This is a genomic window from Azonexus hydrophilus, assembly GCF_001956855.1.
Lineage (GTDB): Bacteria > Pseudomonadota > Gammaproteobacteria > Burkholderiales > Rhodocyclaceae > Azonexus > Azonexus hydrophilus_A.
The window spans coordinates 62,478-83,350 of record NZ_MTHD01000003.1; the positions used below are offsets into that span (position 1 = coordinate 62,478).

A 20,873-nucleotide genomic window follows, 5' to 3' on the forward strand; every position below is an offset into this window, starting at 1 on the left:
CCGTGAGTTGAGATGGCTCTTTTTATCATGTCGCCGATGGTCCGGATATTTCTGCCGGATGACAGTCGGGCGCGGTTTGATCTGGCGCAAGCGCCGATGTGACCGGAAGATGACGATGGCTGTCATCAAGGTTACGCGAAGCCTGATTAACGTGGGGGCTTTCACGGAGCCCGCATGCAACAACCCGCACCCGAGGAACTGGGCCTGGACCCGGCGAACGAATCGCCCTTCAAGGGCAAGACCGGCCTGCGCCGGGTCTGGAATGCCTTCAACTACTCGCTCGACGGCCTGAAAGCCGCCTATCTCTGCGAAGACGCCTTCCGCCAGGAAACCTGGCTGGCGCTGCTGCTGATTCCGCTGGCGCTGTGGCTGCCGGTCGGCTGGCTGGCGACCGGGCTGCTGATCGCCAGTGTCCTGCTGGTGCTGGTCGTCGAACTGCTCAATTCCGCCATCGAAGCAGTGGTCGACCGCGTCAGCCTGGAGAACCACCGGCTGGCGAAGCGCGCCAAGGATATCGGCAGTGCCGCGGTACTTGTATCGCTGCTCCTGGTCTTCGTCGTCTGGGGCAGTGTCTTGCTGGAATTTTCTTGATGGAGATTGCCTGATGCTGGAAATTGCCTTCGTCACCGAAACCTACCCGCCGGAAGTGAACGGCGTGGCCATGACCGTCGGTCGGCTGGTCGGCGGCCTGCGCGACTGCGGTCACCGCGTCGAGGTTCTGCGTCCGCGCCAGGGCAAGACGGACGCCGGCAGCGAACTGGACACGCCCTTGCCCGGGGTGCCCTTGCCCGGCTATCCCGGCTTGCGCTTCGGCCTGCCCGCCGGGCGCGAACTGGTCCGGCGCTGGCGCAAGCGCCGGCCGGATCTGGTCCATGTCGTGACCGAGGGGCCGCTCGGTTGGTCCGCGGTCGGCGCAGCGCGCCGGCTGGGGATACCGGTGACCTCCGGCTTTCATACCAATTTCGACCGCTATAGCGTGCATTACGGCATGGGCTGGCTGCGGCCGGCGGTGGCGGCGTATCTGCGCGTACTGCACCGGCGGACGCTGGCGACGATGGTGCCGACCGAGGCGCTGGCTGCCGAACTGGCGGGCGAGGGCGTGCCGGGCGTGCGCGTGGTTGGCCGCGGGGTCGATTGCCACCTGTATGACCCGGCCCGGCGCAGTGACGAACTGCGCAGCAGTTGGGGCGTCAGCGGCGAGGGGCCGGTCTGCCTCTACGTTGGCCGGCTGGCACCGGAAAAGAATCTGGCGCTGGTCGAGAAGTGTTTTGCCGCAATCCAGGTCTGGCATCCGGCCGCGCGCATGGTCTGGGTTGGCGATGGTCCGTCGGCGCAGCGTCTTGCGGTCGACCACCCGGATCACCACTTTTCCGGCATGCGTCATGGCGAGGATCTGGCGGCGCATTACGCCAGCGCCGATCTGTTCCTTTTTCCCAGTCTCAGTGAAACCTACGGCAACGTGGTGGCCGAGGCGATGGCCAGCGGCGTGCCGGTGATCGCCTATCGCAGTGCGGCAGCGGCCGAGCTGGTGGCGAACCGGGAAAACAGCATGGTCGTCACGCCCGGTGACGAAAAGGCTTTCATCGATGCTGCGCTGTGGGCGGCGGACGATGCTTCTCGACTGGCCGGCATGGCCTCTCAGGCACGGCTGGCAATGCTGTCACGGAGCTGGTCCGGGGTTGTCGCGGTATTCGAGCGCGTGGCACGCGAGGCGATGGCACTTCACTCCTGACGGATGCGGATGTCGACCAGGGCCGGATCGTCGGCATGGTCCACCAGCAGCCGGCGGACGCGCGCCTGCCAGAGTTCGCCGAACAGGCGCGTTTCTTCCCGGTCGGCGCTGCCGTCGAGGATGGCCTGCAGCAGTAGCGGCGTGCGCGGATCGCCGGGGACGCTGTCGAGTTGCAGCACGCACTCGATCGATCGCCCGGAATCGAGGCGCGTGAAGGCGATGCCCTGCACGCCATCGACGCCGAAACGCAGCAGCTCGCGGCGTCCGTGCCGGCCGGCCAGCCCCTTGAAGCCACCGCTGCCGGCGGCGCCGGTGAGCAGGGTGATGACACTGCCGATGACGCCGGCGACACCCTGTTCCTGACGTTCCGGCAGGGCAATGGCGATGCCGCCGCGCTCCGGGATGCGATTGCCGTAGAGGACTTTCAGGGCGCGCACGGTGAGCAGCCAGGCGCCGGCCACGGTCGGGCAGGAATGGCCGGCAAGACGGACGGCGTCGGCAAAGTGATAGTCGATCAGGCCGTCGTCGGCGGCGCCGAGCAGCGCGGCCAGCGGGTCGCGCATGCGCAGTGGTGGAATGGCGTCAAAAAAGGCGGGAAAGGTCATGGCAGTCTCCTGAGGCAGCTTGGATTGTCGCTGCTTCGTCCGGGGCCGACCTTGATCCGGATCGCCTCTGTCAGTGACTGCCGGTTTTTCCCGACCAGTGGGCCAGCGCCTGCTTCAGTGCGGCGTTGCTGACCGGCTTGGCCAGGTAGTCATCCATGCCGCAGGCCAGGCACTCCTCGCGGTCGCCCTGCATGGCGTTGGCGGTCATGGCGATCACCGGCACCTGTTGCATCGTTGTTCCGGCGTCGCCGGCGCGCAGCCGGCGGGTGGCCTCGAAGCCGTCCATGACCGGCATCTGGCAGTCCATCAGGACGACGTCGAAGCTTTCCGCCGCCAGCTGTTCCAGGGCTTCGGCGCCGTTGCCGGCAACGACGAGCTGGCAGCCGAGCTTGCCGAGCAGGGCGGCGGCGACTTTCTGGTTGACCGGGTTGTCCTCGACCAGCAGCACCCGGATGCCGGCGCGCAACGGGGCATCATCGGGGGCGCGGGCAGTGGCGACCGGCAGGCTGTGGTCGACGGCCAGCGGCAGTTCGAACTGGAAGACACTGCCCTGGCCCGGGGTCGAGCTGACTTCGATGGTGCCGCCCATCAGTTCGATCAGGCGCTTGCAGATCGACAGGCCGAGCCCGGTGCCGCCGAATTGCCGGGTGGTCGAGGCGTCGCCCTGGAAGAAGGGGGAGAACAGGCTGGCGACGACGGTCGGCGCCATGCCGATGCCGGTGTCGCTGACCCGTACCTGCAGCCAGGTCGCCAATGCCGGGTTGGCGGCCGGCCGGCAGCCGAATTCGACGCGCACGCTGCCGCTGCTGGTGAACTTGACGGCGTTGCCGACCAGGTTGATCAGCACCTGGCGCAAGCGGCCGGGGTCGCCGATCAGCCGTGGTGGCAGTTCGGGGGCGATGTTGCCGCTGAGCGCGATGTCCTTCAGCGTCGCCGAGTGGCCGAGCAGGGCCAGGGTGTCGTGCAGCACGTCGGCCGGGGCGAACGGGATGGCCTCGACCTGGAGCTTGCCGGCTTCGACCTTGGAGAAATCGAGGACGTCGTTGATCAGCCCGAGCAGGCCGTCGGCGCTGTGCCGGATGGTTTCGGCGTAATCGCGTTGTTCTGCGGTCAACGGTGTGGCGAGCAGCAATTCGGCCATGCCGATGACGCCGTTCATCGGCGTGCGGATTTCATGGCTCATGTTGGCCAGGAAATTGCCCTTGGCGATGCTCGCCGATTCGGCTGCCGCCCTTGCCTTGTCCAGTTGTTCGACGGCGCGCATGCGCTCCATCAGGCCGCCGGCCCAGCGTGCCAGCAGCTGGATGAATTCGATGTCCGACGGATCGAAGTCGTGATCGCGGCTGGCGTGCGAGGAAAAGTTGATGGTCCCGTAGAGCGCATCGTCGACGCGGATCGGTACGCCAAGGTAGCTGGCCAGCCGGAAATCGCGGAAGCACGGATGGTCGCGGAATTCCGATTCGCCGGTATTGACCAGCTGGAACAGCGCATCGCGTTTGACGATTTCGCTGCAGAAGGTGTTGCCGAGCGGAAACTCCTGCTGGTCCTGCAAGGTGTTTTCCGGCGAGACCTGGACTTCGATGCGGTAGATGCCGCTTTCCTGGTCGACGTGGCTGATGATCCCGTATTCGAGATGCAAATGTTCGCTTGCCAGTTTCAGCGCGTGGCGCAGCGTTTCGCGCGGACTCAGGCCGGTGACCGTGGCGATTTCGTTGAGCGCGCGCAGTGCGGCCATCTGGCGTTTCAGGCGCAAGGCCTGCAGGCGCTGTTCGGTGATGTCCTCGAACACGCCGAGATAGTTGATCAGCCGGTTGGTGCTGTCGCGGACGACGGAAATGGTCAGCCATTCCTCGATCAGGCGGCCGTCCTTGCGCCGGTTGACGATGTCGCCGCGCCAGATGTCGTGGCGTTCGAGGCTTTCCCACATTTTCCGGTAGAAATCCGGTGCGTGGCGTCCGGAGGCGAAGATGGCCGGCGTCTCGCCCAGCAGTTCGCCGGCGTTGTAACCGGAAACCCGCTCCAGTTGGGGGTTGACCGCAAGAATCCGCCGTTCGGCATCGGTGACCAGGATGCCGCTGGTGCTGTTTTCGAAGACCTGCGCCGCCAGTTGCCGCTCGTGATGCAGCCGCGCCTGATCGATCAGGCCGCGGCGGATGCGCCGGATCAGCAGGGTGCTCAGGGCGACGATGACGAACAGCGCCAGCCCGGCGAGCACGAGCGTGTCGCGCGCTTCGGTCTGCCAGCGGGCGAGGGCCAGGTCGCGGTCCACGTGCACCAGGACGAACAGCGGGTAGTTGCGCGAGGCGCGGTAGGCGGTGAGCATCGGCCGGTCGCGTTCCCGGTCGTCGGTGAAGCTGCCGATTTCCACCTCGCGCATCGCCTGCAGCCGGCTGCCTTCGAGGTGGCGACTGCCCGGCATCAGGTCGTCGCGTGACGAAAGCATGACGATGCCCTGGTAGTCGAGGATTTCGACCAGCGTCATGGCGGTGCTGACGTGGTGCGAGAAATGGTTGATGAAATAGTCGGGATTGAGCGTTGCAATGAATTGCAGGCGCCGACCGTCGATGTCGATTTCGCGGACGATCGGGAAGAAGCTCGGGCTGTCGGGTGGAATCGGCGCGCGGCTGGTGGTCGGCGTGCCGTCGGCCAGGTCGCGGCCGAGCCAGGGCGTGCCCAGGCGCAGGAAGGCGGCAACCGCATCGCCTTCGCGGGGTGGCTGGAAGCCCCTGCTGTCGACATGGCGGCCGATGTTGTCCGGATTGGAGCTGGCCAGGATGCGGCCACTCTCGTCGGCAATCGACAGCGAGCGCAGGAAGAGCAGGCGGCGCAGCATGCGCTCCATCTGCTGCGAAGTCCGGTCGATGTTCGCCGACGGTGTTTCCAGCAGTTCCGGCAGGCCCTGCAGTGTCAGGTCGGCCAGCGTCAGTGTCTGCGTCAGCTGTTCCTCGAACACCCGGACATGGGCTCGCGCATTGTCCAGGTGGCTGTCCAGCGCTTCCTGGCGCAGCCGCAGCACATGCGTCAGGCTACCGGCCAGCACCGTGACGACGAGCACGATCTGCAGGCCGATCATCAGCCGCGTCAGCATTGCCGTCCGGCTGCCGTCCTGTGGTGAAGACCTAGTCGAGAACGGCAATTGGCAGCAGGCCGTGGCGTTCGGCAAAGGATTTCAGTTCACCGCTGCGCTTGGCGCGGGCGAGGAAGTCCTCGACCCGTGCATGCCAGCGATCGTCACCCTGGCGCATGGCCCAGGCGTAGGGCGTCATGTGGTAGGTGTTGCCGGGCTTGACCAGGCGTGCCCAGTCGGTCGTGCGCAGCATGCGCAGGCTGAACGGAAAGTCGGTCATGAACACGTCGGCGCGGCCGGATTCGACCTCCCGCTCGCGCGCGTTCGGCGTATCGAGCACCTTCAGCGTCGCCGCTTTCAGGCGGGCCTTCATCACCGGTTCGTGCAGGGTTCCCTTGGCGACGGCAACGACCACGCCGGGCTGGTCGATATCGGTCCATTGGCGGATGCGGCGGTTGCTCTTGGTGGTGATGGCGTAGATGTCGCTGGCCATGTGCGGGCGGGTGAAACGCAGCTTTTCCTGGCGCAGCGGCGTGATGCCGATGGCGAACATGGCGATGTCGCAGCGATCCTCGGTCACGTCGTCGATCAGGCGGGCGAATGAGCTGTCGACGAACTCGACATCGGCACCAAGGTCGCGCCCCAGCGCCTTGGCCATGTCGACGTCGATGCCCGACAACTGGCGGGTTTTCGGGTCGCGGTAACTGATGCCGAAATAATCCGGCCAGACGCACACGCGTACCGTCTTGCTGATTGCGATCCGCTCAAGGATGCCGTTGTTCTGCGCCATCGCCGGGGCGGCGGACAGGAACAACGCGGAAAACAGCAGGCGGAGTAACAACTTCAGCAATTTTATTACCTTGGTAATAGATTTAATGGCTTTAGTGTAGCAAAAAAACCCTCGCCGCCTGGGGTCATTCGCGCTGGATCAATTCCACCTTGTAGCCATCCGGGTCTTCGACGAAGGCGATGATCGTCGTGCCGTGCTTCATCGGCCCGGCTTCGCGCACGACCTTGCCGCCGCGGGCCTTGATCGCCGCGCAGGCAGCGGCCGCGTCGGGTACGGCCAGCGCGATGTGGCCGTAGGCGTTGCCGAGTTCGTAGCTGGCGGTGTCCCAGTTGTGCGTCAGTTCGAGCACGGCTTCCTTGTCTTCGCTGCCGTAACCGACGAAGGCCAGCGTGAAGCGGCCTTCCGGGTAGTCGTTGCGGCGCAGCAACTGCATGCCGAGGATTTCGGTGTAGAAAGCGATCGATTGGTCGAGATTGCCGACGCGGAGCATGGTGTGCAGGATGCGCATGGATTTCCTTTCAGAATTGCGGGAGGTGCCGGCCGAGCCGGCGGAGTTCGAGGCGTAGCTGGCGCCAGTCGGGACAAAGCTGGTCGACGACAGACCAGAAGCGCGGGCTGTGGTTCATTTCCTTCAGGTGCGCCAGTTCGTGGCAGACGACGTAATCGACGATGGCCGGCGGCATCAGTACCAGCCGCCAGTTCAGCGCGATGTTGCCGCGCGCGCTGCAACTGCCCCAGCGCGTGCGCGCCGACGACAGGCGCAGCGGCGGCATGGCGACGCCGAGGCGTGGCGCGTGCACCGCCAGCCGGTCGAGGAACAGCGCGCGGGCCTTTTCGCGCAGCGCGGTTTCCAGCACTTTGGCGGCGTCGACCGCAGGCGGCACCGTCAGGTGGATTTCGTCGCCGGCAAAATGCCAGCGGGCGCGGGGGGCGCTCGAGATTCTTGCGGTCAACGCCTGGCCGAGGACAGAAATGCCGGCGCCGTCGTGCACGGCGAAGCGTTCGGCCGCCGGTCGCTCGCGCCAGGCCGCGAGCTTGTCGATGACCCATTGGCCGTGCGCGCGGATCAGCGTCTCGATGTCGCGCAGGCTGGCGCGTAGCGGCGCGCCGACGCGCAGGCCGCGCTGGTCGATGGTCAGGCCGATGCTGCGCCGGCTGCTGCGGCGCAGGGCGTAGTCGATGCGCTGGCCGGCGAGGACGATGTGCTGCGCCGACTCAGGCGGACGCGCCGGCATCCGGATAACGGTGCGGTGAAATGCGGCGCATCTCGGCTTCGATCCAGTCCTCGACGCGCTGGTTGACTTCGGCGTCGCTCATGCCGCTGGCGTCGAAGGCAGGGCCGATGCTGATGGTGACGGTCCCCGGCGTCTTCAGGAAAGCCTGGCGCGGCCAGTATTCACCGGCGTTGTGCGCAACCGGCACGACCTTGCAGCCGACGTGCGTCGCCAGGTAGGCGCCGCCCGGCTTGTAACGGCGCTTCTCGCCCGGCGGCACGCGCGTGCCCTCGGGGAAGATGATCACGTAGAACCCCTGCTTCAGGCGCTCGCGGCCCTGGGTGACGACCTGGTCGAGGGCGTTCTTGCCGGCGGCACGATCAATCGAGATCATCTTCATCGCCGCCAGTCCCCAGCCGACCAGCGGCAGCTTCAGCAGTTCCTTCTTCAGCACGAAGACGCAGAAGGCGCCGTTCGGCACACAGTCCTGCAAGGTCATCGTTTCCCACGCCGACTGGTGCTTGGCCATGATCACGCAGGCTTCGGCCGGCATGTTCTCGCGGCCGATCACCCGGGCCCGGATGCCGAGCAGGTTCTCGACACCCCATTGCGTGCCGAGGCGCCAGACGCGGCCGAAACGGTAGGCCCAGACGCCGCCGAGCAGCGGCCCGGCGATGACCACCAGCGGCGCGCTGAGCACCGACCAGACGATGGCGTAAGCCATGAATAGCGTGGAGCGGACAGCGTTCATTTCTTTTCCTTGGTTTCCCGGCTCAGCAGGTGGTCGACCGCAGCAGCGAGATTGGCGAAGATCAGCGTGCCTTCCGGCAGGTCGCCCTCATCGCGGGTCTTCTCGCCCTTGCCGGTGAGTACCAGCATCGGCCGGCAGCCGGCGGCGGCGCCGGCCTGCAGGTCGCGCAGCGAGTCGCCGATGGTGGCGACACCATTGAGGTCGGCGTTGAGCGTCTCTGCGATGCGCTTGAACATGCCCGGCTTGGGCTTGCGACATTCGCACTTCGAGTCGGCGGCGTGTGGGCAATAGAAGATCGCATCAATGCGACCGCCCAGTTCGAAGGCTGCCTTGTGCATCTTCTTGTGGATGCGATTCAGAGTGTCCATGTCGAACAGGCCGCGCCCGATCCCCGACTGGTTGGTGGCGACGACGACGCGGTAGCCGTTCTGCTTGAGCCGCGCGATGGCCTCCAGGCTGCCCGGGATCGGCTTCCACTCCTCCGGACTCTTGATGTACTGGGCGGAATCGAAGTTGATCACGCCGTCACGGTCGAGGATGATGAGTTTCATGGCGGCGGCTCTCCGGAAATCAGGCGGACAGCTTCGACAGGTCGGCGACGCGGTTCATCGCCGCATGCAGCATGGCCAGCAGGCCGAGGCGGTTGGCCTTCAGCGCCGGGTCGTCGGCATTGACCATGACGCCATCGAAGAAGGCATCGACCGGCGCGCGCAGTCGGGCCAGCGCCTGCAGCGATTCGCTGTAGTCGCCGGTGAGGAAGGCGGCGTCGGCCTGTGGTACGACTTCGACCAGCGCAGCGTGCAGCGCGCTTTCGGCAGCTTCGCGCAGCAGCGCCGCATCAACGCGGGCTTCGACGACGCCGTCGGCCTTCTTCAGGATGTTGCCGACCCGCTTGTTGGCGGCGGCCAGCGCGGCGGCTTCCGGCAGCGCCGAGAAGGCGCGGACGGCGGCCAGGCGCTTGACGATGTCGCCCAGACGCTGCGGCCGCTGGCTGACCACGGCATCGACTTCCTGCGCCGTGTAGCCCTGCTCGCGCAGGCTGCCGGCGAGGCGTTCGTAGATGAAATCGGCGAGCGCCTGCGGGTTCGGGGTAAAGCCCTCGATGCCGGTGAACTGCGCGAAAACTGCGGTCAACAGGCCGTCGACCGCAAGATTCAGGTCGCCTTCGGCCAACATGCGGATGACGCCGAGCGCATGCCGGCGCAGCGCGAACGGGTCGCGGTCGCCGGTCGGAATCTGGCCGATGCCGAACATGCCGGTCAGCGTTTCCAGCTTGTCGGCCAGCGCGACGACGGTACCGACGCGGCCGCGCGGCAGGCTGTCGCCAGCGAAGCGCGGCTTGTAATGGTCTTCGATGGCATCGGCGACGTCGCCGTTCAGGCCGTCGTGCTGGGCGTAGTAACGGCCCATGATGCCCTGTAGTTCAGGGAATTCGCCGACCATGTCGGTCAGCAGGTCGGCCTTGGCCAGCACCGCTGCCTGTTCGGCATGGTGCACCAGATCGCCGCCGCCGAGTGCTTCGGCGATGGCGCGGGCAATCGCGGCGACGCGCTGGACGCGCTCACCCTGAGTGCCCAGCTTGTTGTGGTAGACGACCTTGGACAGGCCGATGACGCGCGATTCGAGCGACTTCTTGCGATCCTGGTCGAAGAAAAACTTGGCATCCGCCAACCGCGGACGCACGACGCGCTCGTTGCCGCCGATCACCGCGGAAGCATCTTCCGGGCTGATGTTGCTGACGACGAGGAACTTGTTGGTCAGCTTGCCGCTGTTGTCGAGCAGCGGGAAGTATTTCTGGTTGGCCTTCATCGTCAGGATCAGACATTCCTGCGGCACCGCGAGGAATTCCGCTTCGAACTGGCCGATCAGCACGTTCGGGCGTTCGACCAGTGCGGTCACTTCATCGAGCAGCGCGTCGTCGTCAATGGGCTTGCCACCGGCCTTGGCTGCGGCGGCTGCAAGCTGGCGGGCGATTTCGGCGCGGCGTTCGGCGAACGAAGCGATGACGGCACCGTCCTTGAGCAGCGTCGCGGCGTAGCTGTCGGCATCGGCGATCACCACCGGATCAACGGCGGCTTCGAAGCGATGGCCCTTGGTGTTGCGGCCGGAGTTCAGGCCGAGCACGGAAACCGGCACGGCATCGCTGCCGTGCAGCGCCACCAGACCATGCGCCGGGCGGACGAAATTGACACTACTCCAGCCATCCTGCAACTGGTAGGTCATGACCTTCGGGATCGGCAGCGCGGCCAGCGCAGCTTCGACTGCCTTCTGCAGGCCTTCAGCCAGCGTCGCGCCTGTTGCTACGCTGTCGTAGTAGAGCATGCCGTTTTCGTCGCGCAGGTCTTTTTCGGCAACGGAAGGATCTGCGCCGAAAGAGATCAATTTTTTGACCAGTGCTTGAGTCAGCTTTCCATCCGCATCCTTACCAACGGAGGTGGGCATGAGTTTTCTTGGCAAAAATACATTTGCCCCCGTTGATTCGACGTTGGTTATGTGGACAGCTAAACGCCGTGGTGATGCAAAAGGAGTAACTTCGACCTGGTCTTTCAATGATAGTAGGCGAGAGAGTCCGAGAGAGTTGTGTATGGACTTGGCAAACACTTCGCCGAGCTTCTTCAGTGCCTTCGGCGGCAGTTCTTCAACGAACAGTTCAACGAGGAGGTTCTTGGCAGTCATCTCAGGCGGCTTTCTTGGCGTTCTGTTCTTCGAGCTTGGCGAGGACTTCGTTGGCCCAGTCGCGCGGTGCCATCGGGAAGCCGAGGCGGGCGCGGGAGTCGAGGTAGGCTTGCGCCACGGCGCGGGCCAGGTTGCGGATGCGGCCGATGTAGGCGGCACGTTCGGTGACCGAGATGGCGCCGCGGGCGTCGAGCAGGTTGAAGGTGTGTGCCGCCTTCAGCACCTGTTCGTAGGCCGGCAGCGCGAGCTGAGCGCCCATCAGGTGCTGCGCCTGCTTCTCGTGCGCGGCGAAGGCGTGGAACAGGAAGTCGACGTCGGAGTGTTCGAAGTTGTAGGTCGATTGCTCGACTTCGTTCTGGTGATAGACGTCGCCGTAGGTCAGGCCTTCCGTCCAGGTCAGGTCATAGACGTTCTCGACGCCCTGCAGGTACATCGCCAGGCGCTCGATGCCGTAGGTGATTTCGCCGGTGATCGGCTTGCAGTCGATGCCGCCGACCTGCTGGAAGTAGGTGAATTGCGTCACTTCCATGCCGTTCATCCAGACTTCCCAACCCAGACCCCAGGCGCCCAGCGTCGGGTTTTCCCAGTCGTCCTCGACGAAACGCACGTCGTTTTTCTTCAGGTCGAAGCCGAGCGCTTCGAGTGAGCCGAGGTAGAGTTCGAGAATGTTGTCCGGCGCCGGCTTGAGCACCACCTGGAACTGGTAGTAGTGCTGCATGCGGTTCGGGTTTTCGCCGTAGCGGCCATCTTTCGGGCGGCGCGACGGCTGTACGTAGGCGGCCTTCCACGGCTCCGGGCCGATGGCGCGCAGGAAGGTGGCGGTGTGGCTGGTGCCGGCGCCGACTTCCATGTCGTAGGGTTGCAGCAGGGCGCAGCCCTGGGCACTCCAGTATTGCTGCAGGCGCAGGATGATTTCCTGGAACGTTGGCTTTTTCGCGGATGTGTTGCTGGTCGTCATCGGACACGCTCGGGAAGACGGAAAACACAGGATTTTACAGGCTTTTGGCCGCTCCCGGCAGCTTGCCGCCTGTGGCGCGAATACAACGCCTGACTCGTCCTTGCTGCGCTGTATTCTTGACTTGTTCAAATAAATCAATAGAATGCGCGCTGTATTGTTGCGGTGCAACACCGGTGTTTCCACGCTTTCGGCCAGACTCGGCCTGTTGGAAACCTTGCTTCCTCCCACGGAGGAATGGCCCGGTGTCGTACCCCCCGTAACCGTTCGCCGGCCGCTTTCTGGGTCGGTGGCAACAGTGAAGGAGGGCGCATGTTCGCTTCGCAGTTCCTTTCCCCCGCAGTATCGCGGGTAGTCGCGGCCGTATCCCACGTCGTCCGCAAGTTTCTGATGTTGGCCGGGCTGGTTTTCGTGCTCGGTCTGGCTGGTACCTACAAGGGCCATTCCGGCCTGCTCGATGGCCTGCAGGCAATGTTCCCCGGTGGCGTCAATGCCAGCGAGCGCAGCGCCGTCCCGGTTGCCGACGATGCCCTGCTGCCGGTGGCAGCGCTCAACCAGGAGCGCCTTGTACCGTCGATGCAGCAGGCGCTGCATTACGTGGCCCGCCGCTATCGGGTCTCCAACGAAGTGCTGGTGCCGATCTTCCTGGCTGCGCAGGACAGCGCCCGCGAATTCGGGCTTGATCCGCTGCTGATCGTCGCCGTCATCGGTGTCGAATCCGGCTTCAATCCGTTCTCGCAGAGCGTGGTGGGGGCCCAGGGCTTGATGCAGGTGATGCCGCGCTTCCATTCTGACAAATTGCCGGATGGTGCCGGCGAGCTGCCGTTCTTCGATCCGGTGACCAATGTCCAGGTCGGCTCGCGCGTGCTGCGCGAATCGATCAGCCGCAACGGTGGTCTGGTACCAGGCCTGCAGCAGTTCGGCGGCGCCATCAACGATCCGGATCGTCGCTATTCGGGCAAGGTGCTGGCGGAACGCGAACGTCTCGAACAGGCGATCCAGCAGCGCATGCAGAAAGCCTGATCAGGCCTTCTTGCGGCCTAGCCGGCAGGCCAGCAACAGGCTAATGGCGAGCAGGCCCAGAAAGAGCGGGTTGCCGGCTTGGCCGAAGGGGGTGCTGCCGGTGTGAGCGCGCACTTCGCCGCGGAGTACGCCGGTTTCAAAAGCCGGTAGTGCCGCTACCAGGTTGCCGCGGGCATCGATGATTGCGGTCATGCCGGTGTTGGTGGCGCGCAGCATCGGCCGGCCGGTTTCGGCGGCGCGCATCCGGGCGATCTGCAGATGCTGTGGCTGGGCCAGCGAGCGGCCGAACCACGCGGTGTTGGACAGGTTGGCGAGAATGCCGGCCTGCGGCAGCGCACGGATGATCTCATCGCCGAAAACATCCTCGTAGCAGATGTTGACCGCAACATGCCGGCCGCTGACGGCCAGCGGCGTCTGCTGCTCGGGTCCGGCACTGAATGCCGACAACGGAATGTTGGCTTGCGCCATGAACCAGGCAAAGCCGGCCGGGATGAACTCGCCGAAGGGCACCAGGTGGCTCTTGCTGTAAACCTGCGATGGCGAGCTGCCGAGGCTGACAGCGCTGTTGAAATAAGTGCCGCCGGGAACGCCGGTCAGCGTGCCGAGGATCAGATCGCCGCCCTGGCGGCTGGCCAGGGTTTTCAGTTCGTCGAGGTAGTCGACCGGCAGATGGTCGATGAAGGCGGGCAGGGCGGTTTCGGGCAGCAGTGTCAGTTGCGCCGGGTTGGCAGCGATCAGGTCGCGGTACAGCGTCAGTGTGCGGATGAAGCTTTCCGGGCGGAATTTCATGTCCTGCGGGATGTTGCCCTGGATCAGCGCGACGCTGACCGGCTCACCTTCGGCGGTTGTCCATTCGATCTGGCGCAGGCCGAAGCCGATGGCAACGAGTGCTGCCAGCAGTGGCAGGCCGAGGCGCCAGCGCAGCAGCGTGGCGCCGCTCAGCGCGACCAGCAGCGACAAGCCAAAGACGCCGATCAGCGGGGCAAAACCGGCGAGCGGGCTGGGCGGAGCCTGGGTGTAGCCGATGGCGAGCCACGGAAAGCCGGTGAAAATCCAGCTGCGCAGCCAGTCGACCGCAGCAATCAGTGCTGCGTAGAACAGTGCCTGGCGCCAGAAACCTGCGGGTTGCCAGCGTTTGAAGGTCCAGCCGGCGAGCGCCGGGTAGAGCGCCATCGCGGCGCAGAACAGCAGGGTTGCCGGGCCGGCCAGCCACCAGGGCATGCCGCCGAAGACCGACAGGCTGACGAAGATCCACGAAACGCCGGCGACGAAAAAGCCGAGGCCGAACAGGAAGCCGGTCCACGCGGCCTGACGCGGTGTCGGCGCCCGGCGCAACAGTGCAAACAGCGCCAGCCACGGCAGTGGCGCCAGCCAGAACAGGTCGAACGGCGCAAAACAGAGGACGCCGGCGGCGCCGGCCAGCAGGGCCGCCAGCAGGCGGCCTGCCGGATCAGGCAAGGGCATCTTGGCCGGCGGCGGGTTTCGGTTTGGGCGGATCGACCAGCAGGGTGTACAGACGGCGGCTGTCGGCGCGCAGCACCTGGAAACGCATGCCGTCGATTTCCAGTGTTTCGTTGCGCTTGGGAACGCGGCCGAGGTGACGCAGGACGAGGCCGCCGACGGTGTCGAATTCCTCGTCGGAGAAGCTGGTCGAGAAGGCGGCGTTGAAGTCTTCGATCTCGGTACGGGCCTTGACCCGGTAACGGCCGGCGGAGTCGAGGCGGATGTTGTCGTGGGCCTCGTCGAAGTCGTATTCGTCCTCGATGTCGCCGACGATCTGCTCAAGCACGTCCTCGATGGTGACCAGGCCGGCGACGCCGCCGTATTCGTTGACGACGATGGCCATGTGGTTGCGCGAGACGCGGAATTCGCGCAGCAGCACATTGAGGCGCTTGGATTCGGGGATGAACACCGCCGGGCGCAGCCAGTCGCGCAGGTCGAAACTTTCTTCGACATGGGTGCGCAGCAGGTCCTTGGCCAGCAGGATGCCCAGCACGTTGTCGCGGTCGCCATTGACGACGGGGAAGCGGGAGTGCGCGGCTTCGATGACGAAGGGCAGGATTTCCGTCATCGGGTCGTCGATGTCGACGACGTCCATCTGGGCCCGCGGGATCATCACGTCGGTGACGCGGGTGTCCGAAGCGGCCAGCGCACCTTCGATGATGGTCAGCGCATCGGCGTCCATCAGGTTGCGCTCGTAGGCCGAGTGGAGTATTTCAAGCAGCTGCTCGCGATCTTCGGGTTCGCGCAGCAGCAGGGAAGTCAGGCGTTCGATGAAACCGGGTTTACTGTCACTGTCCATGATGTTCAAACCGCCGGATTGTCCGGATACGGATCCGGGTAGCCCAGCGCGGCAAGTAGTGTCCTTTCTTCGTTTTCCATGTCCTGGGCATCATCGTCGTTCTCATGATCCCAGCCTTGCAGATGCAGCATACCATGCACCGTCATATGGGCGTAGTGCGCGGCCAGCGGCTTGTTCTGCTCTGTCGCCTCCTGCGCCACGACGGCCGGGCAGATCACCAGATCGCCCATGACCAGTGGTTCGGTCTCATACGGAAAGGACAGCACGTTGGTCGCGTAGTCCTTGCCGCGGTATTCCTTGTTCAGTTCCCGGCCTTCTTCAACATCGACGAGGCGGATGGTGATCTGGCCGCCGCCAACCAGCGCGGCGCGCGCCCAGCGCACGAAATCTGCCCGCAAGGGTAATCCCTCCCGGTTACAGGCGTATTGCACGGACAGATCAAGACGTTTGCTGGCTGCGTTTTTCATAGGCTTCGACGATGCGCGCGACCAGCGGGTGGCGCACGACATCTTCTTTCTTGAAGTGGGTGAAAGCCAGGCCGCGCACGCCGTCGAGCACGTCGATGGCTTCGTTGAGGCCGCTCTTGTGCCCCTTGGGCAGGTCGATCTGGGTGATGTCGCCGGTGACTACCGCCTTGGCGCCGATGCCGATGCGGGTCAGGAACATCTTCATCTGTTCCGGCGTGGTGTTCTGCGCTTCGTCGAGGATGATGAAGGCGTGGTTCAGCGTGCGGCCGCGCATGAAGGCCAGCGGCGCGATCTCGATGGCGCGTTTTTCGTAGAGCTTGCTGACGCGCTCGGCGCCCATCAGGTCGTACAGCGCGTCGTACAGCGGGCGCAGGTAAGGGTCGATCTTCTGCGTCAGGTCGCCGGGCAGGAAGCCCAGGCGCTCGCCGGCTTCGACGGCCGGCCGGGTCAGGATGATGCGTTCGACCAGATCGCGCTCGAAGGCGTCGACCGCCGAGGCAACGGCGAGATAGGTCTTGCCGGTGCCGGCCGGGCCGATGCCGAAGGTGATGTCGTGTTCCTGGATCGCCTTCAGGTAGGCGACCTGGCGCGGCGTGCGGCCGTGCAGTTCGGTCTTGCGCGTGACCAGTTGCGGGCCGTCGCTGATGCTGCCGGGGGTGACGCGGCGTACCGGGCCGTTGGTCAGTTCAACCAGGCTGAGCTGGATTTCGTCGACCGACAGTGGTGCCCGTGCCAGCGTATAGAAATGGCGGATGGCATCTGCGGTCAACTGGGCTTTTTCACCGGAAACCGAGAAGCGTTCGTTGCGCCGACGGATGACGACATCGAAACCGGTTTCGATCTGCCGGATGTTCTCGTCGAGCGGGCCACACAGATTGGCCAGCAGGACGTTGTCGACCGGGGCCAGGGCGAAATCCACCGGCCGCGATTTCGGCGCCGGCCTAGTCTTCGCGGATGACAATTTCGCCTCGCAGGCTGTGTGGTTGTGCCCCGGTGATGCGGACATCGACGAAGGTGTTGATCAGCCGCGGGTTGCCGGCAAAATTGACGATGCGGTTGTTGTCGGTGCGCCCGGCCAGTTCGTGCACATCCTTCTTCGACGTGCCTTCGACCAGTACGCGCTGCACGCTGCCGACCATCGCCTGGCTGACGGCCTGCGCCAGTTCGTCGATCCGCTTCTGCAGCCGCGACAGCCGTGCCGACTTGACGTCGGCCGGCGTGTCGTCGGCGAGTTCGAGCGCCGGCGTGCCTGGCCGCGGGCTGTAGATGAACGAGAACGAGGCATCGAAGCCGACGTCGTCGATCAGTTTCATCGTCTTCTCGAAATCATCGTCGGTCTCGCCGGGGAAGCCGACGATGAAGTCGGTGGACAGCGAGATGTCCGGGCGCGCGGCGCGCAGCTTGCGCACGATGGACTTGTATTCGAGCGTCGTGTAACCGCGCTTCATCGCCGCCAGCACGCGGTCGGAACCGGATTGCACCGGCAGGTGCAGGTGCGAGACCAGCTTGGGCTGGGTCAGGTAGGCGTCGATCAGGCGCTGCGACATCTCGCGCGGATGCGAGGTGGTGTAGCGGATGCGTTCGATGCCTGGGATGTCGGCGATGTACTCGATCAACAGCGCCAGGTCTGCCTTCTCTTCGCTGGCTTCCATGTCGCCGCGGTAGGCATTGACGTTCTGGCCGAGCAGCGTCACTTCACCGACGCCGTTGGCTGCCAGGTCGGCAACTTCGGTCAGGACATCGTTGAATGGCCGGGAAACTTCGCCGCCACGGGTGTAGGGCACGATGCAGAAGGTGCAGAACTTGGAGCAGCCTTCCATGATCGAGACGAAAGCCGAGGCGCCCTTGATCTCGGACGGTGGCATCGAGTCGAATTTCTCGATTTCCGGGAACGAGACATCGACCGCCGCCTTGCCGCCGGCCTTGCGCTCGGCGATCAGTTGCGGCAGGCGGTGCAGCGTCTGTGGGCCGAAGACGACATCGACGTAAGGCGCGCGGGCGACGATGGCGTCGCCTTCCTGGCTGGCGACGCAGCCGCCGACGCCGATTACCAGATCGGGATTCTTCAGCTTCAGGTGGCGTACCCGGCCGAGGTCGTGGAAGACCTTCTCCTGCGCCTTCTCGCGCACCGAGCAGGTGTTGAACAGGATGATGTCGGCTTCCTCGGGATTGTCGGTCTTGACGATCCCTTCGGAAGCGTTGAGCACGTCGGCCATCTTGTCCGAGTCGTACTCGTTCATCTGGCACCCGAAAGTGCGGATGAAAAGTTTTTTTGGCATGGGGAATCTGTTGAAAATCAAGGGCGCCGCTTCGGCAATCCGAACGCGGAAAAGTTGCGCATTATAACGCGGTTGACCGCAGGACCAGCCGCCAACTATAATTCGCGCCCTTCGAGTGTGGTGATGTAGCTCAGATGGTTAGAGCGATGGATTCATAACCCATAGGTCGGCGGTTCGACTCCGCCCATCACCACCAAAGATTCAGGTAAAAAGCCCAGCCGTTGCCGGTTGGGCTTTTTGCTGTCTGGACTAAAGCCGCCGGCTGGACGATACTGCCGGCCGGCGACTCTCGGTGTTTCGCGGCCCATGCAACTGGCTTTCTGCCTCTACAAGTACTTCCCTTTCGGCGGCCTGCAGCGCGATTTCATGCGCATTGCGCTGGCCTGCCAGTCACGCGGGCACGCGGTGCGGGTCTATGTGCTTTCCTGGCAAGGCGAAATTCCGGCCGGTTTCGACGTCGTCATCGTGCCGGTCAAGGCGCTGACCAATGCCCGACGCTACGAAAAGTTTACTGCCTGGGTGACGCGCGATCTAGTGCAGCGACCGGCGCAGCGGGTTGTCGGCTTCAACAAGATGCCCGGGCTCGATGTCTATTTCGCCGCCGACCCCTGCTACGAGGAAAAGGCGCAGACGCTGCGCAATCCCTTCTACCGCCTGTCCGGCCGCTACCGGCATTTCGCGGCCTACGAGCGGGCGGTGTTCGCGCCGGACAGCCGCACCGAGATACTGATGATCTCGCAGGTGCAGCAGCCTTTCTTCGAAAAGCACTACGCGACGCCGAAATCGCGCTTCCACCTGTTACCGCCGGGCATCGCGCTCGACCGGCGGGCGCCGCCGGAGGCCCCGGCGATCCGCGCTGCCTTCCGCGCCGAATTCGGCCTTGGCGACGACGATCTGCTGCTGCTTCAGGTTGGTTCCGGCTTCAAGACCAAGGGGCTCGACCGTTCGTTGCAGGCGCTCGCGCATCTGCCGGAAGAAGTGCGCGCACGCACCCGGCTGATCGCCATCGGCCAGGACGAGCCGAGCCAGTTCAAGCGCATGGCTGCCGGGCTCGGGCTGGCCGGGCAGGTCGACATCCTGGCCGGCCGCGACGATATCCCGCGTTTCCTGCTCGGCGCCGACCTGCTGGTTCATCCGGCCTACAACGAGAATACCGGCACGGTGCTGCTGGAAGCGCTGGTCGCCGGCTTGCCGGTGCTGTGCTCGGCGGTTTGCGGCTACGCGCATTACATCGATGAGGCCGCAGGCGGCCGGGTGATTCCGGAACCGTTCGCGCAGGCGACGATGGACGGTTTTCTGCAGGAAATGCTGGTCGACCGTGAGCAACGCGCCACCTGGCAGCAGAACGCGCTGGCCTGGGCGGAAACAGCCGACATCTACAGCAATGCCGAGCGTGCCGCCGAGATCATCCTCAAGGACGGGCCATGCGCGACGAACTGATGCTGGCGCCGCCGTTCGACAGCCTGTGGGCCGGGCAGGATGCCTTTGTTGCGGTCGACCGCCTGGAAGGGCCGATTTTCCGCGAACTCGACGGGCGCCGGACCTTCCGCACCGAAGTCGCCGGTCGTGGCTATTTCGTCAAGATTCACCATGGCGTCGGCTGGGGCGAGATCGTCAAGAACCTGGTCTCGCTGCGCCTGCCGGTGCTCGGCGCCGGCAACGAATGGCGGGCGATCCGCCGGCTGGAGGCGCTTGGCGTCGATACCATGCGCGCCGTCGCCTACGGCCGGCGCGGGGTGAACCCGGCGCGCGAGCATTCCTTCATCGTCACCGAGGAACTGGCGCCGACGATCAGCCTGGAAGACTTCTGCCGCGACTGGCCGACGCAGCCGTCGGCGCCGGCCCTGAAGCGCGCGCTGATCCGCCGGGTGGCCGAGATGGCCGGGCGCATGCATCGCGGCGGCGTCAATCACCGCGATTTCTACATCTGCCATTTCCTGCTCCATCTTGATCCGGCACCGCGCGCTGACGCATTGAAGCTGTCGCTGATCGACCTGCACCGCGCCCAGATCCGCTCGACGACGCCGCGCCGCTGGCGCGACAAGGATCTGGCTTCGCTGTATTTCTCGGCGCTGGAGATCGGGCTTACCAAACGCGATTTCCTGCGTTTCCTGCGCGATTATTTTGCCCGCCCGTTGCGCGAGGTGTTGCCGGCGGAGCGTTCACTGATCGAGCATCTGCAACGCGAGGGGGCGCGGCTTCAATTGCGCTATCTGCGCAAGTTTTCGGGTACGGCATTGTGACGAGTCACTGGCATTTCAATCCCGCCTATGCTGATCGCGAGCCCTGTGCGGTTTTTCGCTCCATCGCCCAGGTTTTTTCCCTGAACGGGGAACTGGTTACCACCGATCCCGAGTCGGAAGTCTTGCGCGTCCGGGCTGGTCAGACCTTGTACTATGTCAAGCGCTACACGATCGGCAGGCGCAAGCTTGCCCGGCGCTGGTTCGGTTTGCGCGATGTCTTCGGCCCGCAGCGGGCCGTCAAGGAATGGCAGAACCTGTTGCGTTTTCGCGCCTGGGGGATCCCGACGGCATCCCTGGTTGCTTATGGACAGGAACGTCGTTTTGGCCGCTTTGTCCGGGCGGCGTTGGTGACAGAAGCCTTGCCGGATACCGTAGACCTTGCGGAGCTGGCAATTGTGCGCGATCCCCGCTTGAGTGACAGGACCTGGGTCCGGCACGTCTCCACCCAGGTTGCGGCCTATGCTCGAATCATGCATCGGGATGGCTTTGTCCATAACGATCTCAAGTGGCGCAATCTGCTGGTCGACAACGGGCCTCGGCCGATTGTCTATCTGATCGATTGCCCGAATGGTGCGCATTGGCTGCGGCCGTTTCTGGATTACCGGATCGTCAAGGATCTTGCTTGTCTGGATAAGGTGGCAAAGCATGTCCTGACCAGAACCCAGCGCTTGCGGTTTTATCTCGATTATCTCGGGCACGACAGGCTCACGGATGTCGATAAGCGACAGCTGCGCAAAGTGCTGAAATTCTTCACCGGACGGGAGTGAGC

Annotated in this window: 20 protein-coding genes and 1 tRNA gene; 7 read left to right on the forward strand and 14 right to left on the reverse strand. The window is 64.6% G+C overall.

What is annotated here, in order from left to right:
* Positions 1-174 precede the first annotated feature (174 nt).
* The gene (locus BJN45_RS09000) at positions 175-591 is read left to right on the forward strand and encodes a diacylglycerol kinase (RefSeq protein WP_076094388.1); all 417 of its coding nucleotides are present in this window, start codon (positions 175-177) and stop codon (positions 589-591) included.
* Positions 592-604: 13 nt separating this feature from the next.
* Positions 605-1,732: a glycosyltransferase family 4 protein gene (locus BJN45_RS09005; RefSeq protein ID WP_076094390.1), complete on the forward strand. Its 1,128-nt coding sequence runs from the start codon at positions 605-607 to the stop codon at positions 1,730-1,732.
* On the opposite strand, the gene BJN45_RS09010 is transcribed toward BJN45_RS09005, so the two are convergent.
* The 9 genes from BJN45_RS09010 to glyQ all read right to left on the reverse strand — a co-directional run bounded on the left by BJN45_RS09010 (position 1,723) and on the right by glyQ (position 11,793).
* Positions 1,723-2,337, reverse strand: coding sequence for a hypothetical protein (locus BJN45_RS09010; RefSeq protein WP_076094392.1), 615 nt, complete (start codon positions 2,335-2,337; stop codon positions 1,723-1,725). The two genes, BJN45_RS09005 and BJN45_RS09010, sit on opposite strands and share 10 nt — an antisense overlap.
* A 70-nt stretch (positions 2,338-2,407) precedes the next feature.
* Positions 2,408-5,425, reverse strand: a complete 3,018-nt coding sequence (locus BJN45_RS09015) for an ATP-binding protein (protein ID WP_076094393.1) — start codon at positions 5,423-5,425, stop codon at positions 2,408-2,410.
* A gap of 31 nt (positions 5,426-5,456) precedes the next feature.
* Complete coding sequence (locus BJN45_RS09020) at positions 5,457-6,254, reverse strand: ABC transporter substrate-binding protein (RefSeq protein WP_240494537.1); 798 nt, start codon at positions 6,252-6,254, stop codon at positions 5,457-5,459.
* 64 nt (positions 6,255-6,318) lie between these two features.
* The gene (gene gloA / locus BJN45_RS09025) at positions 6,319-6,702 is read right to left on the reverse strand and encodes a lactoylglutathione lyase (protein WP_076094395.1); all 384 of its coding nucleotides are present in this window, start codon (positions 6,700-6,702) and stop codon (positions 6,319-6,321) included.
* 10 nt (positions 6,703-6,712) lie between these two features.
* The gene (locus tag BJN45_RS09030) at positions 6,713-7,429 is read right to left on the reverse strand and encodes a M48 family metallopeptidase (protein ID WP_076094397.1); all 717 of its coding nucleotides are present in this window, start codon (positions 7,427-7,429) and stop codon (positions 6,713-6,715) included.
* A complete protein-coding gene (locus tag BJN45_RS09035; RefSeq protein WP_076094400.1) occupies positions 7,410-8,159 on the reverse strand; it encodes a lysophospholipid acyltransferase family protein in 750 nt (249 codons plus the stop codon). The genes BJN45_RS09030 and BJN45_RS09035 overlap by 20 nt, the downstream gene beginning before the upstream one ends.
* Entirely contained in the window at positions 8,156-8,710 is a 555-nt protein-coding gene (gene gmhB / locus BJN45_RS09040) for a D-glycero-beta-D-manno-heptose 1,7-bisphosphate 7-phosphatase (protein ID WP_076094402.1), read from the reverse strand. Before gmhB ends, BJN45_RS09035 begins: the two co-directional genes overlap by 4 nt.
* A 19-nt stretch (positions 8,711-8,729) precedes the next feature.
* Positions 8,730-10,835, reverse strand: coding sequence for a glycine--tRNA ligase subunit beta (gene glyS, locus BJN45_RS09045; protein WP_076094404.1), 2,106 nt, complete (start codon positions 10,833-10,835; stop codon positions 8,730-8,732).
* A 1-nt stretch (position 10,836) separates the two neighbouring features.
* On the reverse strand, positions 10,837-11,793 hold the full coding sequence (gene glyQ, locus BJN45_RS09050; protein ID WP_076094406.1) for a glycine--tRNA ligase subunit alpha: 957 nt from the start codon (positions 11,791-11,793) through the stop codon (positions 10,837-10,839).
* 309 nt (positions 11,794-12,102) lie between these two features.
* Between glyQ and BJN45_RS09055 the strand changes: the two genes are divergently transcribed.
* Entirely contained in the window at positions 12,103-12,813 is a 711-nt protein-coding gene (locus BJN45_RS09055) for a transglycosylase SLT domain-containing protein (protein ID WP_076094407.1), read from the forward strand.
* Here BJN45_RS09055 and lnt read toward each other — a convergent pair whose 3' ends face one another.
* Genes lnt through miaB form a run of 5 tightly spaced genes read right to left on the reverse strand, consistent with a single transcriptional unit; the run spans position 12,814 to position 17,861 of the window.
* Positions 12,814-14,277, reverse strand: a complete 1,464-nt coding sequence (gene lnt, locus BJN45_RS09060; RefSeq protein WP_076094409.1) for an apolipoprotein N-acyltransferase — start codon at positions 14,275-14,277, stop codon at positions 12,814-12,816.
* Entirely contained in the window at positions 14,264-15,115 is an 852-nt protein-coding gene (locus BJN45_RS09065) for an HlyC/CorC family transporter (protein ID WP_076095224.1), read from the reverse strand. The genes lnt and BJN45_RS09065 overlap by 14 nt, the downstream gene beginning before the upstream one ends.
* A gap of 5 nt (positions 15,116-15,120) precedes the next feature.
* The gene (gene ybeY / locus BJN45_RS09070) at positions 15,121-15,513 is read right to left on the reverse strand and encodes an rRNA maturation RNase YbeY (protein ID WP_430793420.1); all 393 of its coding nucleotides are present in this window, start codon (positions 15,511-15,513) and stop codon (positions 15,121-15,123) included.
* 40 nt (positions 15,514-15,553) lie between these two features.
* Complete coding sequence (locus tag BJN45_RS09075) at positions 15,554-16,501, reverse strand: PhoH family protein (RefSeq protein ID WP_240494538.1); 948 nt, start codon at positions 16,499-16,501, stop codon at positions 15,554-15,556.
* A gap of 22 nt (positions 16,502-16,523) precedes the next feature.
* Positions 16,524-17,861 carry a tRNA (N6-isopentenyl adenosine(37)-C2)-methylthiotransferase MiaB gene (gene miaB, locus BJN45_RS09080; RefSeq protein WP_076094417.1) on the reverse strand — a complete coding sequence of 446 codons (1,338 nt, stop codon included), beginning with the start codon at positions 17,859-17,861 and terminating at the stop codon, positions 16,524-16,526.
* A 119-nt stretch (positions 17,862-17,980) separates the two neighbouring features.
* Between miaB and BJN45_RS09085 the strand changes: the two genes are divergently transcribed.
* From BJN45_RS09085 to BJN45_RS09100, 4 genes are all read left to right on the forward strand, one after another.
* Positions 17,981-18,057: transfer RNA gene (locus tag BJN45_RS09085), tRNA-Met, on the forward strand.
* A gap of 110 nt (positions 18,058-18,167) precedes the next feature.
* On the forward strand, positions 18,168-19,301 hold the full coding sequence (locus BJN45_RS09090) for a glycosyltransferase family 4 protein (protein WP_076094419.1): 1,134 nt from the start codon (positions 18,168-18,170) through the stop codon (positions 19,299-19,301).
* Positions 19,286-20,104: a lipopolysaccharide core heptose(I) kinase RfaP gene (gene rfaP, locus BJN45_RS09095; RefSeq protein WP_076094424.1), complete on the forward strand. Its 819-nt coding sequence runs from the start codon at positions 19,286-19,288 to the stop codon at positions 20,102-20,104. The genes BJN45_RS09090 and rfaP overlap by 16 nt, the downstream gene beginning before the upstream one ends.
* The gene (locus BJN45_RS09100; protein ID WP_076094425.1) at positions 20,101-20,871 is read left to right on the forward strand and encodes a lipopolysaccharide kinase InaA family protein; all 771 of its coding nucleotides are present in this window, start codon (positions 20,101-20,103) and stop codon (positions 20,869-20,871) included. The genes rfaP and BJN45_RS09100 overlap by 4 nt, the downstream gene beginning before the upstream one ends.
* The last annotated feature ends 2 nt before the right edge of the window (positions 20,872-20,873 follow it).

What these genes read in the sequence shown, in the direction of transcription:
- BJN45_RS09015 (WP_076094393.1), bottom strand. Translation starts at nt 5,425, where the DNA reads ATGCTGACGCGGCTGATGATCGGCCTGCAGATCGTGCTCGTCGTCACG.
- miaB (WP_076094417.1), bottom strand. Translation starts at nt 17,861, where the DNA reads ATGCCAAAAAAACTTTTCATCCGCACTTTCGGGTGCCAGATGAACGAG.
- rfaP (WP_076094424.1), top strand. Translation starts at nt 19,286, where the DNA reads ATGCGCGACGAACTGATGCTGGCGCCGCCGTTCGACAGCCTGTGGGCC.
- BJN45_RS09010 (WP_076094392.1), bottom strand. Translation starts at nt 2,337, where the DNA reads ATGACCTTTCCCGCCTTTTTTGACGCCATTCCACCACTGCGCATGCGC.
- gloA (WP_076094395.1), bottom strand. Translation starts at nt 6,702, where the DNA reads ATGCGCATCCTGCACACCATGCTCCGCGTCGGCAATCTCGACCAATCG.
- BJN45_RS09065 (WP_076095224.1), bottom strand. Translation starts at nt 15,115, where the DNA reads ATGGACAGTGACAGTAAACCCGGTTTCATCGAACGCCTGACTTCCCTG.
- gmhB (WP_076094402.1), bottom strand. Translation starts at nt 8,710, where the DNA reads ATGAAACTCATCATCCTCGACCGTGACGGCGTGATCAACTTCGATTCC.
- glyQ (WP_076094406.1), bottom strand. Translation starts at nt 11,793, where the DNA reads ATGACGACCAGCAACACATCCGCGAAAAAGCCAACGTTCCAGGAAATC.
- BJN45_RS09035 (WP_076094400.1), bottom strand. Translation starts at nt 8,159, where the DNA reads ATGAACGCTGTCCGCTCCACGCTATTCATGGCTTACGCCATCGTCTGG.
- BJN45_RS09000 (WP_076094388.1), top strand. Translation starts at nt 175, where the DNA reads ATGCAACAACCCGCACCCGAGGAACTGGGCCTGGACCCGGCGAACGAA.
- lnt (WP_076094409.1), bottom strand. Translation starts at nt 14,277, where the DNA reads ATGCCCTTGCCTGATCCGGCAGGCCGCCTGCTGGCGGCCCTGCTGGCC.
- BJN45_RS09005 (WP_076094390.1), top strand. Translation starts at nt 605, where the DNA reads ATGCTGGAAATTGCCTTCGTCACCGAAACCTACCCGCCGGAAGTGAAC.
- BJN45_RS09055 (WP_076094407.1), top strand. Translation starts at nt 12,103, where the DNA reads ATGTTCGCTTCGCAGTTCCTTTCCCCCGCAGTATCGCGGGTAGTCGCG.
- BJN45_RS09090 (WP_076094419.1), top strand. Translation starts at nt 18,168, where the DNA reads ATGCAACTGGCTTTCTGCCTCTACAAGTACTTCCCTTTCGGCGGCCTG.
- glyS (WP_076094404.1), bottom strand. Translation starts at nt 10,835, where the DNA reads ATGACTGCCAAGAACCTCCTCGTTGAACTGTTCGTTGAAGAACTGCCG.
- BJN45_RS09030 (WP_076094397.1), bottom strand. Translation starts at nt 7,429, where the DNA reads ATGCCGGCGCGTCCGCCTGAGTCGGCGCAGCACATCGTCCTCGCCGGC.